The sequence below is a fragment of the Pusillimonas noertemannii genome (assembly GCF_003096595.1).
GTDB classification, from domain to species: Bacteria; Pseudomonadota; Gammaproteobacteria; order Burkholderiales; family Burkholderiaceae_B; genus Pusillimonas; species Pusillimonas noertemannii.
The window spans coordinates 356,782-378,364 of sequence record NZ_QEKO01000002.1; the positions used below are offsets into that span (position 1 = coordinate 356,782).

General features: G+C 60.7%; 23 protein-coding genes. 13 read left to right on the top strand and 10 right to left on the bottom strand.

All coding sequences use genetic code 11. The features are described from left to right. The first annotated feature begins 4 nt into the window (after positions 1–4). From C7440_RS08800 to C7440_RS08820, 5 genes are all read left to right on the top strand, one after another. Entirely contained in the window at positions 5–679 is a 675-nt protein-coding gene (locus C7440_RS08800) for a class I SAM-dependent methyltransferase (RefSeq protein ID WP_116518248.1), read from the top strand. A 228-nt stretch (positions 680–907) separates the two neighbouring features. Beyond that, positions 908–2,290, top strand: coding sequence for an MFS transporter (locus C7440_RS08805; RefSeq protein ID WP_165832509.1), 1,383 nt, complete (start codon positions 908–910; stop codon positions 2,288–2,290). 123 nt (positions 2,291–2,413) lie between these two features. Further along, entirely contained in the window at positions 2,414–3,469 is a 1,056-nt protein-coding gene (locus C7440_RS08810) for a lysozyme inhibitor LprI family protein (protein ID WP_133244282.1), read from the top strand. A 135-nt stretch (positions 3,470–3,604) separates the two neighbouring features. Beyond that, entirely contained in the window at positions 3,605–3,910 is a 306-nt protein-coding gene (locus C7440_RS08815; RefSeq protein WP_116518251.1) for a GNAT family N-acetyltransferase, read from the top strand. Positions 3,911–3,941: 31 nt separating this feature from the next. Then, positions 3,942–4,835 carry a pirin family protein gene (locus tag C7440_RS08820; RefSeq protein ID WP_116518252.1) on the top strand — a complete coding sequence of 298 codons (894 nt, stop codon included), beginning with the start codon at positions 3,942–3,944 and terminating at the stop codon, positions 4,833–4,835. A gap of 188 nt (positions 4,836–5,023) precedes the next feature. Here the strand turns inward: C7440_RS08820 and C7440_RS08825 are convergent, their stop codons facing one another. Continuing rightward, complete coding sequence (locus C7440_RS08825) at positions 5,024–5,911, bottom strand: LysR family transcriptional regulator (protein ID WP_116518253.1); 888 nt, start codon at positions 5,909–5,911, stop codon at positions 5,024–5,026. A gap of 122 nt (positions 5,912–6,033) precedes the next feature. On the opposite strand from C7440_RS08825, the gene C7440_RS08830 reads away from it, so the two are divergent. From C7440_RS08830 to C7440_RS08860, 7 genes are all read left to right on the top strand, one after another. After that, a complete protein-coding gene (locus tag C7440_RS08830; protein ID WP_116518577.1) occupies positions 6,034–6,648 on the top strand; it encodes a glutathione S-transferase family protein in 615 nt (204 codons plus the stop codon). Between the two features lie 69 nt (positions 6,649–6,717). After that, positions 6,718–7,128 carry a VOC family protein gene (locus C7440_RS08835; RefSeq protein ID WP_116518254.1) on the top strand — a complete coding sequence of 137 codons (411 nt, stop codon included), beginning with the start codon at positions 6,718–6,720 and terminating at the stop codon, positions 7,126–7,128. A gap of 88 nt (positions 7,129–7,216) precedes the next feature. Beyond that, on the top strand, positions 7,217–8,827 hold the full coding sequence (locus C7440_RS08840; protein ID WP_116518255.1) for a L,D-transpeptidase family protein: 1,611 nt from the start codon (positions 7,217–7,219) through the stop codon (positions 8,825–8,827). Next, complete coding sequence (gene mepK, locus C7440_RS08845) at positions 8,821–9,384, top strand: peptidoglycan L,D-endopeptidase MepK (protein ID WP_026067881.1); 564 nt, start codon at positions 8,821–8,823, stop codon at positions 9,382–9,384. Before C7440_RS08840 ends, mepK begins: the two co-directional genes overlap by 7 nt. Before the next feature lie 69 nt (positions 9,385–9,453). Further along, positions 9,454–10,674 (top strand): MFS transporter, encoded by a 1,221-nt coding sequence (locus C7440_RS08850; protein WP_083851263.1) that lies wholly within the window; start codon positions 9,454–9,456, stop codon positions 10,672–10,674. Positions 10,675–10,715: 41 nt separating this feature from the next. Then, positions 10,716–11,936, top strand: a complete 1,221-nt coding sequence (locus tag C7440_RS08855) for a glycosyltransferase (RefSeq protein ID WP_017524190.1) — start codon at positions 10,716–10,718, stop codon at positions 11,934–11,936. A gap of 88 nt (positions 11,937–12,024) precedes the next feature. Next, positions 12,025–12,492, top strand: a complete 468-nt coding sequence (locus C7440_RS08860; RefSeq protein ID WP_017524191.1) for a DUF6790 family protein — start codon at positions 12,025–12,027, stop codon at positions 12,490–12,492. An 85-nt stretch (positions 12,493–12,577) separates the two neighbouring features. Here the strand turns inward: C7440_RS08860 and C7440_RS08865 are convergent, their stop codons facing one another. Next, positions 12,578–13,819, bottom strand: coding sequence for a TIGR03862 family flavoprotein (locus C7440_RS08865; protein WP_116518256.1), 1,242 nt, complete (start codon positions 13,817–13,819; stop codon positions 12,578–12,580). Positions 13,820–14,143: 324 nt separating this feature from the next. Here C7440_RS08865 and C7440_RS19740 point away from each other — a divergent pair, with 324 nt between their 5' ends. Then, a complete protein-coding gene (locus tag C7440_RS19740) occupies positions 14,144–14,893 on the top strand; it encodes a hypothetical protein (RefSeq protein WP_133244283.1) in 750 nt (249 codons plus the stop codon). Here the strand turns inward: C7440_RS19740 and C7440_RS08875 are convergent. The 8 genes from C7440_RS08875 to C7440_RS08915 all read right to left on the bottom strand — a co-directional run bounded on the left by C7440_RS08875 (position 14,890) and on the right by C7440_RS08915 (position 21,554). Beyond that, a complete protein-coding gene (locus C7440_RS08875) occupies positions 14,890–16,857 on the bottom strand; it encodes a phage tail tape measure protein (RefSeq protein WP_133244284.1) in 1,968 nt (655 codons plus the stop codon). The two genes, C7440_RS19740 and C7440_RS08875, sit on opposite strands and share 4 nt — an antisense overlap. A gap of 90 nt (positions 16,858–16,947) precedes the next feature. Further along, positions 16,948–17,160 (bottom strand): hypothetical protein, encoded by a 213-nt coding sequence (locus tag C7440_RS08880; RefSeq protein WP_116518259.1) that lies wholly within the window; start codon positions 17,158–17,160, stop codon positions 16,948–16,950. A gap of 40 nt (positions 17,161–17,200) precedes the next feature. Next, a complete protein-coding gene (locus tag C7440_RS08885; protein ID WP_116518260.1) occupies positions 17,201–17,410 on the bottom strand; it encodes a hypothetical protein in 210 nt (69 codons plus the stop codon). Positions 17,411–17,428: 18 nt separating this feature from the next. Next, a complete protein-coding gene (locus C7440_RS08890; RefSeq protein ID WP_218940644.1) occupies positions 17,429–18,352 on the bottom strand; it encodes a major capsid protein in 924 nt (307 codons plus the stop codon). A 532-nt stretch (positions 18,353–18,884) separates the two neighbouring features. Continuing rightward, on the bottom strand, positions 18,885–19,439 hold the full coding sequence (locus tag C7440_RS08900; protein WP_116518263.1) for a helix-turn-helix domain-containing protein: 555 nt from the start codon (positions 19,437–19,439) through the stop codon (positions 18,885–18,887). A gap of 364 nt (positions 19,440–19,803) precedes the next feature. Then, entirely contained in the window at positions 19,804–20,031 is a 228-nt protein-coding gene (locus C7440_RS08905; RefSeq protein WP_116518264.1) for a hypothetical protein, read from the bottom strand. Positions 20,032–20,356: 325 nt separating this feature from the next. After that, positions 20,357–20,821, bottom strand: coding sequence for a phage protein GemA/Gp16 family protein (locus C7440_RS08910; RefSeq protein WP_165832510.1), 465 nt, complete (start codon positions 20,819–20,821; stop codon positions 20,357–20,359). 10 nt (positions 20,822–20,831) lie between these two features. Next, positions 20,832–21,554, bottom strand: a complete 723-nt coding sequence (locus tag C7440_RS08915) for an AAA family ATPase (protein ID WP_116518266.1) — start codon at positions 21,552–21,554, stop codon at positions 20,832–20,834. Positions 21,555–21,583 lie beyond the last annotated feature (29 nt).

Sequence of the window (21,583 nt, forward strand, 5' to 3'; positions counted from 1 at the left end):
CACAATGACATCCTTTTCCGATCCAAAGAGCGTCGACGCTTATGCGAAAATGGCGGAACGCAATGTTCCCGCCCTGCACGATCTCCACCGGATGGTGGGTGTGCTTCTTGCGGAGAAGGTGCCGGCAGATGGCCGCGTCCTGGTTTTGGGTGCGGGCGGCGGACTGGAACTACGCGCCATGGCCAGCATGCATACGGGCTGGCGTTTCGACGGCATTGATCCTTCCACGCGGATGCTCGACCAGGCGCGCGTAACCACGCGCGACTTCACAGACCGCATAATGCTTCACGAAGGCTATATCGACGACGCGCCCCAAGGCCCTTTCGATGGCGCGACCTGCCTCCTGACACTGCACTTCCTTGCACAAGAAGAACGGGTTCACACGCTAAAAGAGTTATATCGGCGGCTCGAACCCGGCGCCCCGCTCGTAACCGTTCACCACAGCTTCCCGAATGATGATGCGAGCAAGGACAAGTGGCTCGCGCGCTTCGCCGCGTACGTCGCGGCGTTTGAGATCGACGGTGTCCAGTCCAGCCTAAATATTCAGGCCATGAAGGAGCGCTTGCCGATCCTTTCACCCGAGCAAGATATTGCCGCCTTGCATGCCGCCGGCTTCTCCCAAGTAGAACTCTTCTACGCCGCCCTTACGTTCAAGGGCTGGGTGGCATACAAGGGCTAGAAACCACCAGCGGCACGCCAAGTGCTGCACGTTCCTCGCGCGGTCGCCGGAGGAAGTGTCCGGGCCGATCTTTACCCTTCCATGTGCGAGGATGTTTATGAGACCCGATTCCGCCCAACCACCGCATCCTTCAACCGATGCGAAAGGTTCGCGGCGGGTGAGTCGCTCTGGGCGACCACGCGCCGCAGCAAGGACCCGGCCGTATTACGATTCTCGTCACGCGTTCCCATGACCTCCACTGCTGCAACACCCGTCCGCCGGAATACTGTTTTTCTTATCGTTGGCGCCGCGCTGCTGATGATGTCGATCGATTCGACCATCGTCGCCATTGCGTTGGACGCCATTCAGCAAGGCCTGCATACCTCGATCAATCTGGCGGGCTGGACACTGACCGCCTATTCGTTCGGCTTTGTGCTGATGCTGCCGATCAGCGGCAAACTGGCCGAGCGCTTCGGGCGGCGCCAGGTCTTCCTGGCCTCCGTCGCCGTGTTTACGCTGGCCTCGCTCGGCTGTGCAATGGCCAACGACATCTACGCCCTGATTCTGCTCAGGGCGTTGCAGGCGGCCGGCGGCGCGGGCTTCACGCCCACCGCCACGGGCATTATCGTGGACCACTTCGGCCCAGCGCGTGATCGCTATGTCAGCCTCTTTGGAAGCATTTTTCCGATCGGAGCGATGATCGGCCCGGTTTTCGGAGGCTATTTCGTAGGCTATTGGTCGTGGCGCGACGTGTTCTATGTCAATGTGCCGATCGGGCTGCTCATTATCGCGCTTGCGCTGCGCTTTGTGCCACGCGACCCCACGCGGACTCGCCGACGCCCAAAAAGCATGGACGTCGCTGGCGTGGCGCTTTTGGGCGGCGGCCTCCTGGCCGGCATGCTGGCGGTCAGCATATTGGGGGAAAGGCAGCCCTCCGAAGCGCTGTGGCCTCCTCTGGCGCTGCTGGCCTTCGCGGCCGCGCTGGTCGGGGCGTTCTTTCGCCACATCCGCCGCACCCGGACGCCCTTCATCGCCCCGCGCCTCATCTACGGCCCCGATTTCGGCGTGGTGAATCTGGTCAACATGACCTACAGCGGCATCGTCATCGGAGCGCTGGCATTGATACCGCTCTACGCCACCAGCCGCTACGGCATCGACGCCTTGCGGTCGGGTACCCTTCTTACCGCGCAGGGCGTTGCCGCACTGGTCTTTTCCCTGCTCGCCGTGGCGGTGCTGCGCCGTAGCGGCTACCGCCTGCCCCTGTATGCGGGAAGCGCTGTCACGGTGGCAGGATTCGTCCTGCTTGCGCTGCCTCCGGCGTGGGACGCATCGCCGTATGCATGGCTCGCTTTCGCGACGTTTTTGCTGGGCGCAGGCGCAGGCGTCATCAACCCGGCGATGCGCAATGCGGGGTTGCAACTTGCGCCGGAGTCTTCCTCGATGCTGGCGGCGCTGCGTACGCTGTCGCTGCAGATCGGCACCATCGGCACTGTCTCCATCGTGACGGCGGTTTTGTCGCAGCAGCACGACGCGGGCCGGACGCTGGCCTGGACCTTCGCCTTTCTGGCGGTATTTCGAGTACTGATCATGCCGCTGGCCCGATGGGTGCCTGAGCAGCGCGGGGCCTGGTAAGGCCTTGCGATCACGGGAAACGCCCATGGCCGACATCGCTTCGGAACAGCCGTTTGACCGATAGCGCGTTCGCGAATCCCGCGTTAGCCTTCGCTTAATAAAGTCAAAAAGGGGGAGGCGCTCGTGCGAGTAGTCATTTCTGTTCTTCTGGGCCTGGCCCCATTGTCCTGCCTGGCGCAGATGTATGGCCCAGACTACGAACAATGCAACCAGGACGCCACGGTCGACATTGTGAACTGCGTCGACCGGCACGCCAAGCGCTGGGATGCCGAACTGAACCGTGCCTACAAGGCACTGATGAGCCGCGCGGAAGAGGGCCAGCGGGCGCCCTTGAAGGCCGCGCAGCGATCATGGATCAACTATCGGGATGCCAACTGCGCGTTCTACGGCTCGGCCTCGGGCAGCCTGAGCCGGATAGAAGCGGCCGAATGCCTGCGCGCCATGACACAGGCGCGGGCATGCGAACTGAAGTCCGCCAGCCTCGCCGAGGCGCCTTCGGATCCGCCCTGCGAGGCCGCACCGCGCAGCGTCCAGGCCAGCAGCCAGGATGCGGCGCCGCCCGCAGCGCGCTCCCCCGCCGGCGCACAGCAGGACGAAGACAAAGCGCCCGCGCAGCCGCCCGCAACGGTGCCGCCGGCGTCGATGGCCGGTACGCTGGACAATCGTGACCACACCAGTCGCGGCTCGTTCTTTGGCATGTATAGTGAAACGGACAAGGAAAAAGGCAGCTATCAAGCCGACCTGCGCGCCTACATTCAGTTTGCCGAGCCTGTGGAAGCGGCGGGGGGAACGGCAGTGTTCGGCTGGCTCGAGGCCTCGGACGAGGTCGTACTGCTGAACTATGCGAAGTATCTGCCCTCTTTGTCCTTGGCCGAAACCACCCGTAGTCTTGCACTGCGCAAGCCGCTCATGGACGTGAACGCGCTGCCCCGCTATTTAATGCAATGTATCTGGGAAACGGACGAAGCCAAGGTTGCCCCGGCCCTGGCGGTGTACGCCGAGCGCGACGACGCCAACTCGCAAAGCAAACGCTCCAAGACGCTGGACAGCCTGATCGTGACGTGGGTCAACATACCGCATGCAAGAGCGGAAAAGAAATTTGCGGCCTTCGACTACTGCGCTGAAATCTCGCGTACAGGGCAAACGCATGCCAAGCTGTTTCTGGGTGAGAAGCTATAGCCGCCAGGCTCAGGTGGGCTAGGGCGTACTGCAAGCGGGTTTCGAGAGCGCCGGCTGACCGCGCTTGCGTTGGGCGGTGGTGGCGTGTTCTTATTGTTGTATCGCCACCGCCCACCCCCGCTCGCCGAGATTGAAATGACCGACAAGCCCGCAGTTCAAGTTTCATACGAAGACCACGACCAGAAAGGCCGTTTCGTTGCCCGCATGGAAGGCATCGACGAAGAAGGCGAACTCACGATCTCGAAAGTTTCAGAAACATTGGTCATCGCCGACCATACGTTCGCGCCCGATGCGATGCGCGGCACGGGCGCGGCCTTGGCCATGGTGAACGCGCTGATCGCCGACGCCCGCGCCAAGGGCTACCGCATCGTGCCGCTGTGCCCCTATGTGCGGGCGCAGTCGCAGAAGCATCCAGAATGGGCCGACGTCATTCAGCTTTGAGAAAGACGGCGCGCCTTGCAAGGAGCACGACATGATTGAAATGGTTATCGAGCAGCGGCGCCGCAACCTGGGCGGCGGATTCGAGGTAGGCCGCATTCTGCCGTTTGCAAAGCGGCGCATGGTGGGCCCCTTTATCTTCTTCGACCACATGGGGCCTCTTAGCATTGAGCCCAGCCCCGACCACAAGCTGGATATCCGCGCTCATCCGCACATCGGCCTTTCCACTGTCACCTATCTGTTCTCGGGCGAGGTCATGCACCGCGACAGCCTGGGCTACGAACAGGCCATCCGGCCGCATGAAGTGAACTGGATGACCGCGGGCAGCGGCATTACGCACAGCGAGCGGTTCGAGCGCGCGCGGGTGCAGGGCGACCACCTGCACGGTATCCAGGCCTGGGTGGCGCTGCCCACGGAACTGGAAGAGACCGCTCCTTCCTTCTCGCATCATGCCGGCGCCGACTTGCCCACATGGAGCGACGCAGGCGTAAAAGGGCAGTTGATTGCCGGCAGCGCCTACGGTCTTACGGCGGGCACCGAAACGCATTCGCCGCTGTTCTATGCCCATCTGGACATGGCGCCGGCCTCCACAGCCGAGATTCCCAACGAACACAGCGAGCGGGCGCTTTACATCGCCACCGGCGCGGTAGAGGTCGACGGCACCCGCTACGAAAGCGGCAGGATGCTGGTGCTGGGCGCTGGCGCCTCGCGCGTACGGGCCCTGGAGCAATCCGCCGTGATGGTTCTGGGGGGCGAACCACTGGGGGAACGATTCCTTTACTGGAACTTCGTGTCTTCTTCGAAAGACCGGCTGGCGCAGGCGGCCTCTGATTGGAAAGCCGGAAGAATGAAGCTGCCCGATGCCGACAACAAAGAGTTCATCCCGCTGCCCGACGACCCGGCGCCGCCGGCACCGCCGATGTCCTGATGCTGCAATAAGCCCGAAGCTCGCCTGGACCGGCCTTGGCGGCCCCCTAGTTGCCACTGCTTGAACGAGCATCGCCTCAGCAAACCGCTGCCGACCGAGCGGGCCGTCACCCCTGGGCGCACCAACGTCGCCTCGCCGCCCCCTATCGCCCAAGCGAACCGCCATTACCCGGGCCGCTTCGCTCCTGCCTACAGCGAAGTGCGCCGCAAATGGCGCCTTGCCACCTCGACAAAGGCGCGCACGTTCGGGTGCCCCTTGCGTCCGCTTTGAAACAACAGCGAAATGGGCAGCACGGGCGCGTCGTCGCCGGGGAACAGAGGCTCGAGCCGGCCGTCGGCGATCTGGCCGGCCACCTGGTATGAAAGCGTACGCACCACGCCCAGCCCCGCCACCGCGGCGGACACGGCCGCATCCATGTTATTGACCGAGAAGCGCGCCGCGCGACCGGAGCGCTTGACCGCGCTCAGCCCCCAGCCCCGGTGCTGGCCGTATTCGTCTTCTATCCAGATAATGTCGTGGTCGCGCAGATCGGCCAGCGAGGCGGGCCGGCCGCGCGCCGCCAGGTAGGCCGGGCTGGCGCTGAAGACTCGACGCACCTCGCCCAGGCGCAGCATATGAAGCGAGCTGTTGGGCAGATCGGCAATGCGCACGGCGACGTCGACGCCTTCGTCCACAAGATGCACGACGCGGTCCAGCAACAGCAGCCTGACTTGAAGTTCGGGATGGCGCTGCGACAGCTCGGCAACGACCGGCAGCACGTGCAGCCGGCCGAACATGACCGGCGCCGTGACGGTAAGCGTGCCGCTAGGTACTGTTTGGCCGCTGCGCGCGGTGGCGAACGCCCCGTCGATCTCGGCTATGCCTGCCCGGCATCGCGCCAGAAAATCGCCGCCTTCGTCGGTAAGCCGTACGCTGCGGGTGGTTCGCCTTAACAACTGCACGCCCACTTCGGCCTCGAGCGCGGCAATGGCGCGTGACACGGTGGTGGGCGACATGTTCAGTTGGCGCCCCGCCTCGGCAAAGCTGGCGTGCTCGGCCACGTGGATAAAGGTGTTGAGCATCCGCAGCCTGTCCATTGCCGTCCCCTCTTCATTATCTTCAAACAACGCAATAGTGAAGTTCCAATTTAACGGATTCTAAATAGATTTGATAGCAGTCATACTGGACGCCAAGCCACTGAAGACAAAGGATGACGGCCATGAAGCTTTACCATTACCCCCTGTCTGGACACGCGCATCGCGTGGCCCTTTTTCTTTCGGTCGTCGGCATTGACCACGAGCTGGTCAACGTCGACATGGCGGCCGGCGCCCACCGCCAGCCAGGGTTTCTTGCCCTGAATGCCTTTGGCGAGATCCCGGTGCTGGACGACAACGGCATCATCATCGCCGACTCGCTGGCCATACTGGTCTACACAGCCCGAAAAGTGGGGCCCTCTCACTGGCTGCCCACCGACCCCGTGGCCGAGGCACGCGTACAGCGGTGGCTTTCGGTCGCCGCCGGAAAAATCGCCTACGGCGCCTCTGCCGCGCGGCTTATTACCGTATTTGGCAAGAGCTTCAACGCTGAAGAGGTGATCGGGCGCGCGCACGCCACGCTGGCTGTCATGGAGCAGGCCCTTCAAGACCAGCGCTGGATAGCCGAAACCGAAGCGCCCACGATTGCCGACATTGCCTTGTACAGCTATGTAGAGCGGGCGCCCGAGGGCAATGTGGATCTGTCCGGCTACCCCGCCGTTCGGGCCTGGCTGCGGCGGGTCGAGACGCTGCCTGGTTTTGTCCCGTTCCAGCGAACCCCGGCCGGGCTTGAAGCCTGAAACCTCCCATACAGCGCCCGCATGGCGCTTTACCCTGATTCATCAGCCTTATTCAAGCAGGAGATAGACATGCGCTTTGACACACTGCGCCTGGACCATGTGGGCATTCGCGTCAGCAACCTGGCCGTGGCCGAGGCCTTTTATGCCAAGTTGGGCTTTACCCGCGACCCCGATGAGTTTTCACCCCAGGCCAAGGCCTGCGGCCTGGTGCACCCTACGGGCCTGAGGATTCATCTTATCTACAACGGCGAGCCTGCCCGCGAAGGCAATGTGCTGCTTGACGCGCCCGTGAAGCGGCCCGGCTACACGCACGCCGCTTTTATTGTCGACAGCATGAAGGACCTGGTGGCGTGGCTGGCGCAAGAGAACATCCGCATCAGCGAAGGCCCGGTAACAATGGGCCACGGTCGCCGCAATGTCTGCTTCATTCGAGACCCCGATTTGAACGTACTGGAGTTCAACGAGATACTGGCGGGCTGATACACCAGGACACGCGCGGGGCCTGAGGCATAAACGCTGCCCCGCCCGGTATGGGACAATGAAACACGTCCATTTTGCCAGGCGCCCCATGAAGCAATTTTCCGCCTCGTCCCTCCTGTTCAGAATCTTGGCCTTATGTACCCTTTGCCTGTTTATCCAGCAGCCGGCCTTCACGCAAACCACCCCGCCCCCACCCCCAGCCGGCCTTCAGCTTGAACCGCTGGCGCCCATGCCTTCGTGGTTCGACGATGGCCAGCCTGTCGACAACGCCTGGGTGGCCCTGGATGTACTGGTGAACGCGGCCTCTCAGGGCCTGGATCCGAATGACTACCGGGCTCAAGAGCTGACGCTGGCGTTCGAGTTCGAGCAGGATCAAGGCGCCGGGCCAGCGCCCGATGCCATTGCCCGGATGGATGCCGAGCTGACCGCGGCGCTGGAGCTTTACCTTTCCGACCTGAACAATGGCCGGCTCAGCCCCGAAGTGCTGAAGCATCGCTTCAAGGCGCCCTCTGACCAGCGCTTTGATGCGCGCGGCTATTTGATGCGGGCGCGCCAGTCGGGCGACCTGGCCCAGGCGCTGAAGGCCGCCCAGCCGCAGGTGCCCATGTACGAGGCCATTCGCTCGGCGATGGATGCCTATCGGGGCATGGGCGACCATGCGGCATGGAAGACGCCCCTGCCAGCGCTGCCCGCACGTTCCCTGAAGCCTGGCGAAGCCTGGGAAGGCCTGGCCCTGATGGCCCAGCGTCTTGCAGCCCTGGGCGACCTTCCGGCCGATACGCCCGTTGCCGGGCTTTATGACGACGCACTGGTCGAGGCGGTAAAGCGCTTCCAGGCGCGCCACGGCCTGGACGCCGACGGGGTGGTGGGGGCGGCCACCCTGGCGCAGCTGAATGTGTCGCCGGCGCAGCGGGTGGGGCAGATGGCGCTTACGCTCGAGCGCCTGCGCTGGACGCCGCTGCTGTATGGGCCGCGCATGATCGTGGTGAATATTCCTGAGTTCGTCTTGCGCGCATACGAAAGTAAGGGGTCGCAAGTACAGCTCGACCTGGAGATGCGCGTGGTGGTGGGCCGGGCGCTTGACACGCGCACGCCCATCTTCCTGGAAGACATGCGCTTTATCGAGTTCAGCCCCTACTGGAACATACCGCCGTCGATTGCGCGCGGTGAGACTTTGCCCCGTCTGCGGCGCGACCCGGCCTACTTCGATCAGCAGGGGCTTGAGTTCGTCGGCAAGGACGGCTCGGTAAGCAATACGCTTACGGGCGAAGCCATTGACGCGGTGCAAAGCGGGCAATGGCGCATTCGCCAGCGCCCGGGGCCGCGCAATGCGCTGGGCGACATCAAGTTCATCTTCCCCAACGACCAGAATATCTACCTGCACCATACGCCGGCGCCGCAGCTTTTTTCTCGGGCGCGGCGCGACTTCAGCCACGGCTGCATCCGCATCGAGCATCCGGTCCAGCTTGCGCAATTTGTCTTGCAGAACAAACCGGAATGGACACGTGAGCGCATCGAAGAGGCCATGGGCGGCGGCAAGTCTCGCACCCTGCGGCTGGACGAACCCATTCCCGTTCTCATCGCCTACAGTACCGTTGTTGTAAAGGATGGTGGTAAGGTGTACTTTTTTCCCGATATCTATCAGCAGGATGCGCGGCTGGAGCAGGCCTTGCGCAGCGCGCGCCCCACTCGATCGTGACCAGAATAGACCCCACACGCCGGCGGCTGCTAATGGCCGCCTCGGGCGCCACAAGCCTGTGCGCTTTTCCCATGGTGGCCAAGGCCATTACGCTTGGCAGCCACGCCGAACGCGATCTGTCCATGGACCACACGCACACGCTCGAGAAGATCCAGCTTACCTACGCGGTGGGCAGCCGGTACTTGCCAGAGGCCTTGACGGGCCTCGATCATTTTCTGCGCGACCATTATTCGGGCCTTGTCGGCCACATGGACCCGGGCCTGTACGACATTATGTATGCGCTGCGCGCGTCGTTGAAGGTGCGGTCGCCCTACCAGATTATTTCGGGCTACCGTTCGCCCAAAACCAATGAGCGCCTGCGCGCCAAGGGTGGCGGCGGCGTTGCAAAGCACAGCCTGCACATGGACGGCAAGGCGGTAGACCTGCGCATACCGGGCGTTCCGCTGAAGGAACTGCGCGATGCCGCGCTGGAGCTCAAGGCCGGCGGCGTAGGCTACTACCCGGGCAGCGATTTCGTGCACGTGGATACGGGCAGGGTCCGCTCCTGGAAGGGCTAAGCGCCACGCTTTAGCGAAAACATAGCGTATTCTTCGCAAACGCAATTGTTTTGCCCTTTGTGGGAAACTATGTCCACACCTCCACCATCGTCGTCTTCTTTGCCTATCTCGCCAGCAAGCCGCCTGTCTCAGCGCCGTCCTCCCGGCAAGGCCACCTTGGCCTTGTATGCCTCTATCCTGCTGGCGTTCGTGGCCGCGTCCAGTTCCCCCTCGCCCTTGTATCGCCTTTACCAAAGCGCGTGGTCGTTCGGCTCGACCTGGCTTACCGTGGTGTTTGCCGTCTACGCCTTGATGCTGCTGGTCTCTTTGCTGATCACGGGCCGATTGTCCGACCACCTTGGACGCAAGCCCGTCATGGCGGTGGCCCTGGTGATGGAAATCGTGGCCATGAGCATATTCTGGAATGCCGGCAGCCTGGTCGACCTGATTACGGCGCGCATGCTGCAAGGCTTTGCGACCGGCATGGCGACAACATCGGTGGGGGCGGCGCTGATCGATCTCAACAAAGAGCGCGGCGCCTTCATCAACAGCATGGGGCCCATGTGCGGCACGGCGCTGGGCGCCCTGGCCACGACGGCGCTGATGGTGTACTTTCCGGCCCCCACCCAGACGGTGTTCGGGGTGTTTCTGACGGTGTTTTGCTTGCAGTTGATCGCCTTGTGCTTCGCGCCCGAAACGGGCCAGCGCCACCCGGGCGCCTGGGCCAGCCTGCGGCCCCGCATTGCGGTGCCCCCGCAGGTAAGGGGCGCATTGCGGGCCGTCAGCCCCAGCAATATGGCCGTGTGGATGCTGGGCGGCTTTTATCTTTCGCTGATGCCTTCGCTGGCGCTGGGCGTAACCCAGGTGCGTACGCCATGGCTCAGCGGCCTGGTGATCGCCGCCCTGACGCTAAGCGGCGCGATCAGCATCATCTGCGTGCGGGACAAGCAACCGGGATGGCTGCTTCGCATGGGCCAGCGGACGCTTATTTCGGGTATTGCGGCCATTCTGCTTGGCGCCAATTTCAGCCAATCGAGCTTGCTGCTCGTGGGCTCCCTGGTAGCGGGCTGTGGGTTCGGAATGACCTTTCTGGGCGCATTGCGCAGCATATTGCCCCTGGCGCGGCCGCATGAGCGTTCCGCCTTGATGGGCGTGTTCTACGTTCAAAGCTACCTGGCCCACAGTGTGCCCACCATTGCGGCCGGCTATCTGGCGCAACGCACCAACCTGCTTACCGCCGCCAATGTGTATGGGGCTGTCATTGTCGCGCTGGTGCTGTGGACTTACGCCCGAACGAGCCGCGCGGCCTGAGGCGGCATTGGGCGCCCTGAAGGAAAGCGAGGAAAGCCATTATGAATCTGCTGGCCCTGACCTACGGCACCGAAGGCGACACGCGCCCTGTCGCGGCGCTTTGCCACGCCTTGATGAAGGCCGGGCATGAGGTGCTGCTGCTTGCTGAAGAAAATTCCCTTGGCAGCGCGCGGAGTCTCGGGGTGCCGCACGCCGCTTTGAGCGGGAACATGCGTAAGGATCTGGAAGCCCTGGTTTCGCAAGGGAAAGGGGTTAATGCCACTGTGACGGCCTTGTCGGGCATTGCCAATGCCCAGGCCGAAAGCTGGATGCGCCAGGCTGCGGAAGCGGCGGCGGGCCGCGATGGAATCATCGTCTCCGGCTTGGCGGCGTTCGTGGGGCTTTCCGTAGCCGAGTCTCTCGGTATTCCCCTGGTTGGCGCGGGCATGATTCCCATTTCTCCGACAAGCGCATTTCCGTCGCCATTTCTTCCTGGAAAGCTGCCGGCGCGATTGAACAAGGCCAGCCATCACCTGGTCAACTGGATGCTGTGGCTCGCATTCAGGAAGTCCATCAACCGGGCAAGAAGGCGGGTGCTGGGACTGCCGCCGCGCCATATGCTTTGGACCGGGCATCCCATGCTGTATGGCGTCTCTGGGGCATTGCTGCCCCAGCCAAAGGACTGGCCGGCCAACGCAAAACTGTGCGGGCAATGGCTTGCGCCGGCCGACGCGTGGAAGCCCCCGCCCGAGCTACAGGCTTTTCTGGATGCCGGTGAACCACCCATATATGTAGGGTTCGGCAGCATGACGGGCTTTGACCGAGAGGCCTTGCTGCATACGCTGCTTGACGCCTTGGAGGGCGAGCGCGTCCTCTTTCATCCGGGCTGGTCCGGCCTGCCGGAAGCTTCATTGCCTGGCAATTTTCTTGTTATCGACGACACCCCTCATGACTGGCTCTTTCCACATGTGTCGATGGCCATTCACCATGGCGGAAGCGGCACCACGCATTCTGCCTGCCGCGCCGGTGTTCCGTCTGTGGTCCTGCCTTTCGCGGGAGACCAGTTTTTCTGGGCGAATCAACTGGCCCGCAGGGGCTTGGCCGGTGTACCCATCTCCACCAAGAAGCTGAGTGCGGATGCCATCAGGCAAGCCCTGCAGTTCGCGCGCTCCACTGAGGCAAAGGCAAATGCCGCTGCCATGGCGGGAGCGATGTTGCTCGAGCACGGCACGGCTGCAGCGGTAGAGGAAATTGAATCGATCCTGTCCGGGCGTAGCGGCTAAGTCGTGCCGGTTAGTGCGTACAGAGTGCTTGCGCGCGCATAGTCCCGCAGTTATCGTCACGCATATTTCTTCGCTTTAGGAACCTGCCATGCAGCTCGCTGCGATCATTCTTTTGATGGTGGTGCTGCCCATCATTTCCATTGTCCAGGACTTGGCTACGAACCAAGTGCTCTTGGTCGAAGCATTGGGCAAATGGTTCGTGTTCTGGGCCGTGGGATGGCGCCTTGTCAGCGCGGCACTGCACCAGATGCTGCGGCCCGCCTATACCGCGAAGGATATCTTTGAAATAGACGACCCGGCGGCCGGCAAGCTTGTTTTGGAGATCGGCTTCGGCAACCTGGCGATAGGCATTCCTGCAATTGCCAGCCTGTATTTTCCGGCCTGGGTGCCCGCCCTGGCGTTGGCAGGCTGCATCTTCTTTGGCCTGGCCGGCCTGCAACACATCAGGAACAAGCCGACAACCCGCGCCGAGATCGCCGCCATGGTGTCCGACCTGGGCCTGGCTGCGGTGCTTATTGTTTACCTTGTGTGGCATGCCCTGCTGTCTGCGCAATGAACACTCCAGCAGCGCAACGCTGTCTATGACGGCGGATGTGCAACGGCAGCCCCGGCGCCGCCGGCTGCAGCGGCAATCGCAGGCGCTAGCCGCCCAGCCGCAGCCAATCGTGAACGCCCGCTCCCGCCCACACGCCCTGGGCCAGGCAGGCGGTCAACAAATACCCGCCGGTCGGCGCTTCCCAGTCCAGCATTTCGCCAGCCACGAATACACCGGGCAGCGCCTTGAGCATCAATCGCTCGTCCGCGTCTTCGAAGCGCACGCCGCCCGCGGTGCTGATGGCTTCGTTCAAAGGGCGCGTCGCGGTCACTGTAATGGGCAAGGCCTTGATGGCACCAGCCAGCCGGGCGGGATCGGCGCCCGCTTCCTTGCCCAGGGTCTCCCATAGCAAAGCCGCCTTCACGCCGGAAATATTGAGCCTGCCTTTCAGGTGGCTGGAGAGCGAACGCGCGCCGCGCGGATGCTGCACGGCCGCCAGCACTTGTGCTGCGCTGCGGTCCGGAAGCAGGTCCAGTGTGAAAGTGGCGCTGCCCTTGGCCTCGATGCTTTCGCGCAACTGCCGCGAGTAGGCGTATATCAGGCTGCCCTCGACGCCGTACCGGCTGATGATGAGTTCCCCACGGCGCAGGTCTGTGTGGCCATGCATATCGGTGAAGCGCAAAGCCACGGATTTCAGATGCGCGCCGGCATGATGCTGGCGCAGGTGTTCGCTCCAGGCCGCATCGAAGCCGCAGTTGGCGCTTTTCAATGGCGCGACACCCACTCCCTTTGCCTGCAGCCAGGGCGCCCACGCGCCGTCGGAGCCCAGCTGCGGCCAGCTGCCGCCGCCCAGGGCCAGCACCGTGGCGCGCGGCCTCGTTTGGAGCTCGCCTGTTGGCGTGTTGAAAATCAAGGCCTCGTCTTCGTCCCACCCCAGCCACCGATGCCGTAGCTGGAACTGCACGCCCAGCCCGCGCAAACGCTGCACCCAGGCCCGCAGCAGGGGCGCCGCCTTCATGCCTTCTGGAAATACACGGCCCGAAGAGCCGGCGAAGGTGGTTACGCCCAGCGACTCTACCCAGGCCCTCAGGGTCGAGGGCGGGAAATGATCGAGCATGGCTTGCAGGCTGGCCTGGCGATTTCCATAGCGGGTACAGAACAGCTCGTATTCTTCGCCATGGGTGATGTTGAGCCCGCCGATGCCGGCCCTTAGGAATTTGCGCGCCACGGAGGGCTTGGCCTCGTACACCACCACGGCGTGGCCGCCGCGTGCAAGCACCTCGGCCGCCATCAGACCCGCCGGCCCGCCTCCAACGATGGCAATGTGGTCGTGAGCGGGGTCGGTCATGGGCGGTAGGTAAGTGCGCGCGGCTCGCGCCGTGCGGGCGGGTTCGGAAGTAGACCGGCTCAAATTAAACCGGAAAACGGCCCTAATTAAACCGGAAACGGATCAAATTAAACCGGAAAACACTAAGTAGGGGGATGGCTTCAGGCAATCATACTTGATTGCCTTGGGGCGTCAGCACGGGCACGCGGAGAGCGCTCCAGCAGCACAGCGGAGCCACGCCCTTGCCAACAGCTTCTCGACGTTTCCCAGCAAGCTCCAGCCTCAATCATGAACATCACCCCATGCGTTACACTCTCTCACAGTTAGACAAGAGGAGAAGGAACCATGGCCAATCTGTTTTTGATCGTTTTGCTATTGTCGCTTATAGCGCTGGTACTTGGCATCATTAAACCCAAATGGAGTATGCCGTGGGCTCAAGCTCCCAAGCGCTGGAAGTCGTCCGGGCTCTACCTGCTCGTAGCCGCAGTGTGCTTCGTAGGCTTTGGAGTAAGCACAGATAATGAAGGCTCTCAAGCTCCCGGCGCGGCATCAACCGCCTCGATTGCAGCTACCGCACCGGTAGGAGCAAAATCAGCCAACACCCCAACCAAGCCGAAACCGCTCACAGCAAAGGAGCTAGTCGCCCTGCGAATGCCTGACGCACAAAAGGGATTTCTTGGGGTTATGGCTGCCGCAGCCGTGGCATACGATGATGCTCCCAATGAGCTGGTAAAGTCCAAGATTGCCAAGCAGCGCAAGATTGATTCGCGAGAATTTACACCCGGCAGCAAGCTAGAAAACTGGACCGGTGTTATAGAAGGGTTGCAAACGAACGGCGACGGGAAAGCAATCGTATCCATCCGGGCAAACGCGACGACGACATTCAAAACATGGAACAATGCCTTTTCGGACATCAAGGACGGCACCCTCATCCCCCAGGCTTCACCGTTGTTTGATGTGCTAGCTGGGCTCTCCGAGGGCACGCCAGTAAGCTTCTCTGGCTTTCTCGCCTCGGAGGGTAGCGCAACGGAACAGGGCTCTGTTCGGAAACCGGAATTTATCGTCCGATTTGAGAGCATTGAGCCTCTGCTCTAACCGGCCATACCCAGGATGCCCGAATCCACATCAAAATCCATTCCGCCACGGCTGCGCGCCTCTTGAACGCGCGCACGCCCCTCTGAATCAATCTTGATTTTCAGCTGACCGCCCACGTCCACCTGGCTGCGCTGGGCCGCAAGGCCCGGCACCGAGCCAGGGGTGGCCACCGGCGCGCCCAGGGCAGCCTCGGGCGAACCGCCCGCCGCCGGTGCGGCCATCGACGCGATACCCAGGCGACCCTTTGCCCAGTCAGGCATCCAACTGGTCAGGTCCGCGACGCTGGTGCGCAGCCAGGCGGTTAACTGGCCCCAGCGCGCCTTAATGCCATCCCACAGGCCGCTGATCCACTTGGTGCCGGTCTCGGTCAGCGACTTGGTTTCAAACATGCCAAATACCGCATCAACCCCCTGGCCCAGCAGCGTAGCAGGGTTAAAGCCCACCAACTGCTTGACCAGCTCGCCGATGCCCTGGGTGAAGAACGTTTTGACGCCTTCCCACATCTGGCCGAACCAGGTCGTAATACCGCTCCAGTTCCGGTAGATCAACATGGCCGGACTAAATGAAGCGAGCTGCTGGGCAATTTGTCCAGGGCTTTGGCTAAAGAACCGCTTAATCCCTTCCCACATCTGGCCAAACCAGGCCGCAACACCATCCCAGTTTTTGTAAAGCAGGAACGCAATACCCGCCACGGCCGTGATGCCGGTAATGATCCAGCCTATGGGCGTAGTCAACAGCGCCAACGACATAGCGCGTATAGCACCAATCACCGCCGGCACGGCACGCGCCGCCAAGCCAAGCAGCCCTCGAGACAGCGACACCAGTGACGTAGCCGCCATAGCCACGCCACCCACCGCGAACCTCACCAAACCCGCTCCAGCGAGCGCCACACTTCGCCCTAACCGCAGAAGCCCCGCTGCCGACCAAACAAGCGCGTTCTTTGCAAAGACACCCAGGCGCCAAACCGCTAAACCGACAGAGAGCACAAACTTTCCCGCCATGATTCCCGCCACACCAATAAGCAGATTCCCAAAGCCGCCGATCCGATCAGCGACAAAGGATACCGCCCGCCCCACCATTTTCAGAACATTCCAAATACGCGCTAAACCTTGGTTTATGCCACCACTAATCATTGCTTTGTTGGCGCTTATCAGACTCGAAACTCTCAGCAACCAGTTATTGATAGCGGGTAGCACACCTCCCACAATCACTGATTGGATACCAAAGAATCGGCTTTGAAGGTCGCCCAGTTGGCGGCTATATTCGCGGGACTGCTCAATCTGCTCGGGAGTCAAGATGCCGCCCGCATCATGCGCGGCCCGCTTCATCTTCTCGATTTCCTCCGTAGTCATGCTGACCATAGCAGCCATTTGCTCACCGCCAGATCCTCCAAAAAGCTCATCAACCAGGCGCTGACGCGCGGCGAAGTTTGTTACGCCGCGAAGACGCGACATGACCAGGTCAAACATGGCTTCGGTGTTGCCCTTGGTTTTGCGTAGATCTGTATGATCTATCCCCAGACGTTTGAACGCCTCGGCCGCAGGCCCCCCGGCTGTCATAATGAATTCGTCAGCGCGCAGGCCCAACTCTTTTAGCCCATCAACCATGGCGTCGTTCTGCACACCAAACTGGCGACCGACGTAAATCCATTCCTGCAACCAGGTACTGCCCACACCCAGCCGCTCGGACGATTCCTTTATGGCTTTGCCCACATCGGTGACCCGGCCCACCAGCCGACTGACCCCCCAGGCCCCCGCCACCGCGACCGCCCCCAGCGCTGCCGTACGCATCGCCAGCGCCTTCGCCTGCTGGACTGCAAAGCCCATTTGCACACCGAGCTGCCGCGCCGAGCGGCTAAGTCTGTCAAACCTGGCGTTTTGGCTCAATCTCGCCATGGTTTGCTGGATACGGCGAATTGGGCTTGTAACCCGATCCACCAACTGCATCACGATGCTTGTAGTCATTCCAGCCATTTGCGTGTCATCCTATTGTCTCGTTGTATATGCACTTCAGTAGTCTTGCGCTGCTCGCGGAAGTGTCGGCTTTGAGCATTACTAATCAGCCTCGTCGATGATTTGAAACAGCTCGCGCTTGAGGCTGTTGAAGTATCCGGCCGATTGCGGTCTCACTTTTCCCGCAACCCTCTGCGCCGCCCAAGCACGGCGGATCGAAATCTTTCGCAAACGCGCATTAACCTTTGTGCGTAGCCGCTCCATCTGCCCCATGTCGTTGATGCCATCCATACGAAACGTCTGGTCCGTCTTCATGTTTGCCCTCGCTCAAGGCCGATATCTTCGTTTTAAACGCCTAGCGGAAGGTTTCAACAAAGACCACCACGCCAGCATCCGCGGGGCCAACCGACTCAGCGAATGCGGCATTGCGCTGCTCAAGCCGTCTCATTGCCACCTCATGAATCCAGGCGCTGCGCTGCGCGAGACGGCGAAGCTCACCCCCGGTAAGGCCCTCCAGCTGCGCTAAATCGACGCTGGTCAGCACACGTAAAAGTCGCTTCGCCATCTTTTCACCCTCTCTTCTTTAGGCCAGGTTCTGAATTAGAAAACCCGCGTCGATACCGGACAGTACGGGCGCGCGATCGTAGGTGACTGGGTAAATCCAGCTCTTCGCATTGCGCTCAAAATAGGACTCTTCAGCTAAGGGATGATCTTTTAGGGTATATGTGTAGCCAAATGAAGGTGCGCGCAGCGACGTAACTTGCTCAGGCACGTACGCAAGCACCGCCGAGTTGCCCCAAACGTCCTGCATGTCGTCTGCGTTTTGCTCCAAATACACCGCCTCGCCAACGGCCACCCGCCGCACGTTGAACAGCTGTGCCAGCATCTCAGTAGTGATCGACGCGCTGGATGTGTACTTAAATCGTTCAATGATCTTCGGATGATCGATCAACGCGTTAAATCCGGACGCGGAAACCAACAGAACATTAGGTCGCGTGCCAATTCGGCCTCGGACCGCTTCACCGTATTGCCTCACCTGTTGAGCAGGATCTGAACTTGGATCGCTCCATCGGTCGGAGCCGGCAAGTGCAACCTTGTTATTGGCGCTATATTTGCTGGCATCGGTTGCCAGTTGCGCCTGTTCGATCTCAAGGCCCAAACTTAGAATATCCATAACCTCGGTGACAGCCGCCTTGCCCAGATCGAGACCTGGAACCTGGGCAGCATCTTCTACATGCTCTATGGGAACCATACCCTCAAGGGCGTCCTGAGTCAGAACGAATGGCTGACCGCGATACCCAAACTGAAGGCGTTTAGTGTTTGTTCCTGGTGCGCGGCGGGTTTTATAGCGCAGGAATGATTCCTTGCCGAACTCGATAATCTGACCACCCCGCGCAAGAACCGGAACGTGCGGGAAGAGCACATGACCGACTCGATCTGGATGCCTATAACCCATGACCGCCTCAGTAAGAACGGGATCGATGACGCGGGCCTGCTTGGTATTCATACTCACTTGATATTCTCCTGAAGGGTTACATCCATTTCGGATGTAGAGTCTCTTGATTGCGAGCTGATCTCGCGTTGAAAATTAAGGTATTGCCAAGCCGCGGGATCCACAGCCACGCCACCTTGTGAATGGAATCGCCGTACTGCCTCCTGGATCGACCTGTTGTGTATGCGAAAACACGCGACTAGCTGATGCATGCTCCAGCCGTGGGCGCGCAGCGCAGCCAGCACCCGCGCCCTCACGGTGCTGCGAAGCATTAAACAGAATGGGACCTGCACCCGATGTCCGCCATACCCCTCTATAAAGGCCCATGCCTCAGCGTTAGGCATGATGTCGAGCATCCAAGCGTTATCCTCCATCGAGAGCGCGACGTACATCCTTAGCCCACCGTACGCTTCGATAAGGCGTATGACAGTCTCCGACGAAACGTCCGGAACGAACCTAAGCGCCGGCTTAATCACTGCACGTAACTCCGCCTCGGAAAATAGGCCATCACGGAAAGCAGCTAAAAGATCAACGTGTCGCGAATCTCTTAAGCTTTTCGCCATGACAGCTCCCCAAAAATCGGATCATGACGAACACGACCTCTTTGAGCGCTCTTTGACGTTGGCGTCGAACGCTTGCCCTGTCGCGCTTGATATAGGCGTCGCTCGGAGTCCCTGACCGCACGCCGCAGCACTTGATATACGCGCCGCTCGGAGACATTGACAAGTTCGGCAATACATTGCACGGTCATTTCAGACTTGTACAAATTAATAATCATTTGACGGCGTAAGGCCGCACGCAAACCCGAGAAGATTGGCACAACAATGTCCGAACCCCGGTAGATATCTATAATCTTCTGCGCATCGGCTTCGTCAAGGCCTTTTATAAATAGATTGTTTCGACCACCATTAAGGCAAGTCGGGATGCGTCCCCTCTGACCACCAAACCGATCAGCCACCCGAAGTGCTAACACTGGCGCCTCCATCACGAGATGCCCAAACTCTTCGCCGCCCGCGCTTAGCAGTTCGTCTTTGGTAATCAAGCCGTCGTGATACGCCGCTTCAAGCTCGCCTACCTCATCTTGTAAATAATCGGGGTCCATCAATATGCCTTCACGCTGAAATCTTTCGCCTAGTATTTCTAAAAGGGATAGGAGCGGCTAGGTGAAGGAGTTCACAGGAAGATCGTGAAGGCCGGTCACCAGGATGTGGTATTTCAGATTGCGCGAGGAATGGGGGTTGTATCTAGTGGGGGAAGGTCGATGCCCGAAAGCACCGCTTCGCAGTGAGGATGCAGGAATGGGCCAACAGCGCCATTCCGGCGAAATCGCCTGGGGGCGTCATCGTTTAACCGGTTTAAAACCCGTTTAACGCCCCGCAGGCTTGTTTAACTATTTTTGTTAATGTGAAGCCATACCCTTAATGCAAAAACGGCTTCCACAGCCCTTAATTCGAATGTCTATCAGATTAAAGGGCCGATGCCGTAAGCGCTTCTATTTCTATTTCGGCTAGCTCCATAAGGTGCCCGACACGCTCGGACATTTCTACCATTGCCTCATGGGATAGCCGTGGCCCTTCTGGCACTTGTACGAGAATCTTGTGCGCCGCCCATACCAATGACAACGCCCGACGTGCGCCGAAGTAAGTTTCGTTATCGAGTTCGACGTGTTCACCTTGTACGATTGTCGTTGTCATGCTGCAACCTCCTCCAGTCCGTTGCCACAAACCGACCGCGCCCGCGAAACGTCGACGGTCGGCCACGATACCCACACACCATCAATGAGCACGCGCTCGACTCCAGCGCGAGCATCTCGCAAAGATCCATTGCCCAGCGCGTATAGGGGCTGCACACCGCACGTGCCCAGATCTACGCTGATAGATGGGGCGCTACCATTGACGGGCAGCGGGGTTTCACAAACTATGCGGTAGCCTATCGCTTTCAGGCGACGTGCGAGGCTGTTGGCGCGGCCCAGACGCTCAACGCGTGCGAGGGTGAAAACGCGCGGGATGTCTGTGGTTTTCATACATGTTCTCCGGTTACTGTGTGACGTTTGATTTGCTTTTGCCAGGCGAGCAGCCCCGTGATGCACATGCTCGCTTCGTGGCGCGTGAGTTCTTCCAGGCGTTCGACCTTGGTTGTGCGTTTCACAAAGCACAGCATCCTGTCGTCGCGCACCCCGCACCAACCGATGGTACGGGTCAGTCCAGCGAGCGTTTGCCACTGTTTTCGGGTTGGGTACATGGCCAGCGGTAAGGCCATAGACGAAACAACAGGCGTGCCCTCTAGGTCGTCCGGCCCCACGCCGCTGGCCATGCGCTCTAGAGTCTTGGTAAAGAGTTGTAGAGCGGCCTGATTGAGGTCTTTGCAGCTACGCTTGCCAGTGTGGCATTGCAGCAGGACGCGATAACTTTTTTCGTCCATGGCGAGCTCTTTAGCAAGCATGTGCACACGGGCCAGCATGGCATTACGATGGTTCGTTTGCATGGCAGTTCTCCTAGACGGTAATGCGGGCCGGGGCCATCCAGTTGGATGCGGCCTCAACCACGGCAACAGAAAGGTTGGTGAGGCTCTGGGCGTCCATGACGCGGCGGCAAGCGGCTGCGAGCTCGGCCGCATCGCGCCAGTACCCCTTGGCCTGTTTGTGAAAAGCTTTTGCGGTAGCCTTGTCCACGCGCCCGAAGTGCGGCTGGATCATGTATCCGGCCGCATCGTCCAAGTTCGTGAGCGGTTCAAATCGCACACGCTTAGCACCGATGCGGCTAGAGAGCTGTGCAAGATACGTCGCGGTGCGCCCATCACGAAAAGGCCTATCCATAAGGTCAGTGCCTACCAATAGCAGTGCCATTCCGGCCTCGTCAGCGAGATAGCGCAGCATTTCCATCTGTTGCCAGCGCAGGTGATTGGCCTCATCAACAATCAGTAGCCTGTCTGCCGTTAAGTGTTCAAGCTTTGCCAGGAGCGTGGTCGCGCTGCCCTGGAGTTGCACCCCGCCAAAGGCCGTATGTAGCTTTATAGCCAGCGCCTTGTCCGTGATGCCATGGGCACAGCACACACGTACGGCATCGAGCTCCTGGGCTAGCCACTTGCTCGCCCAGGTCTTGCCTGTGCCAGGCTCACCTACAATCTGCCCAATGGGGCCTGTTTCTCGGGACTCCCAGATGGATAGGGCCATCTGCCTAGCTTCATGTAGATTCCTTGTTTCTATCGTTTGGCTCATGTAAACTTCTCTCCGGTTATATGGTTTGC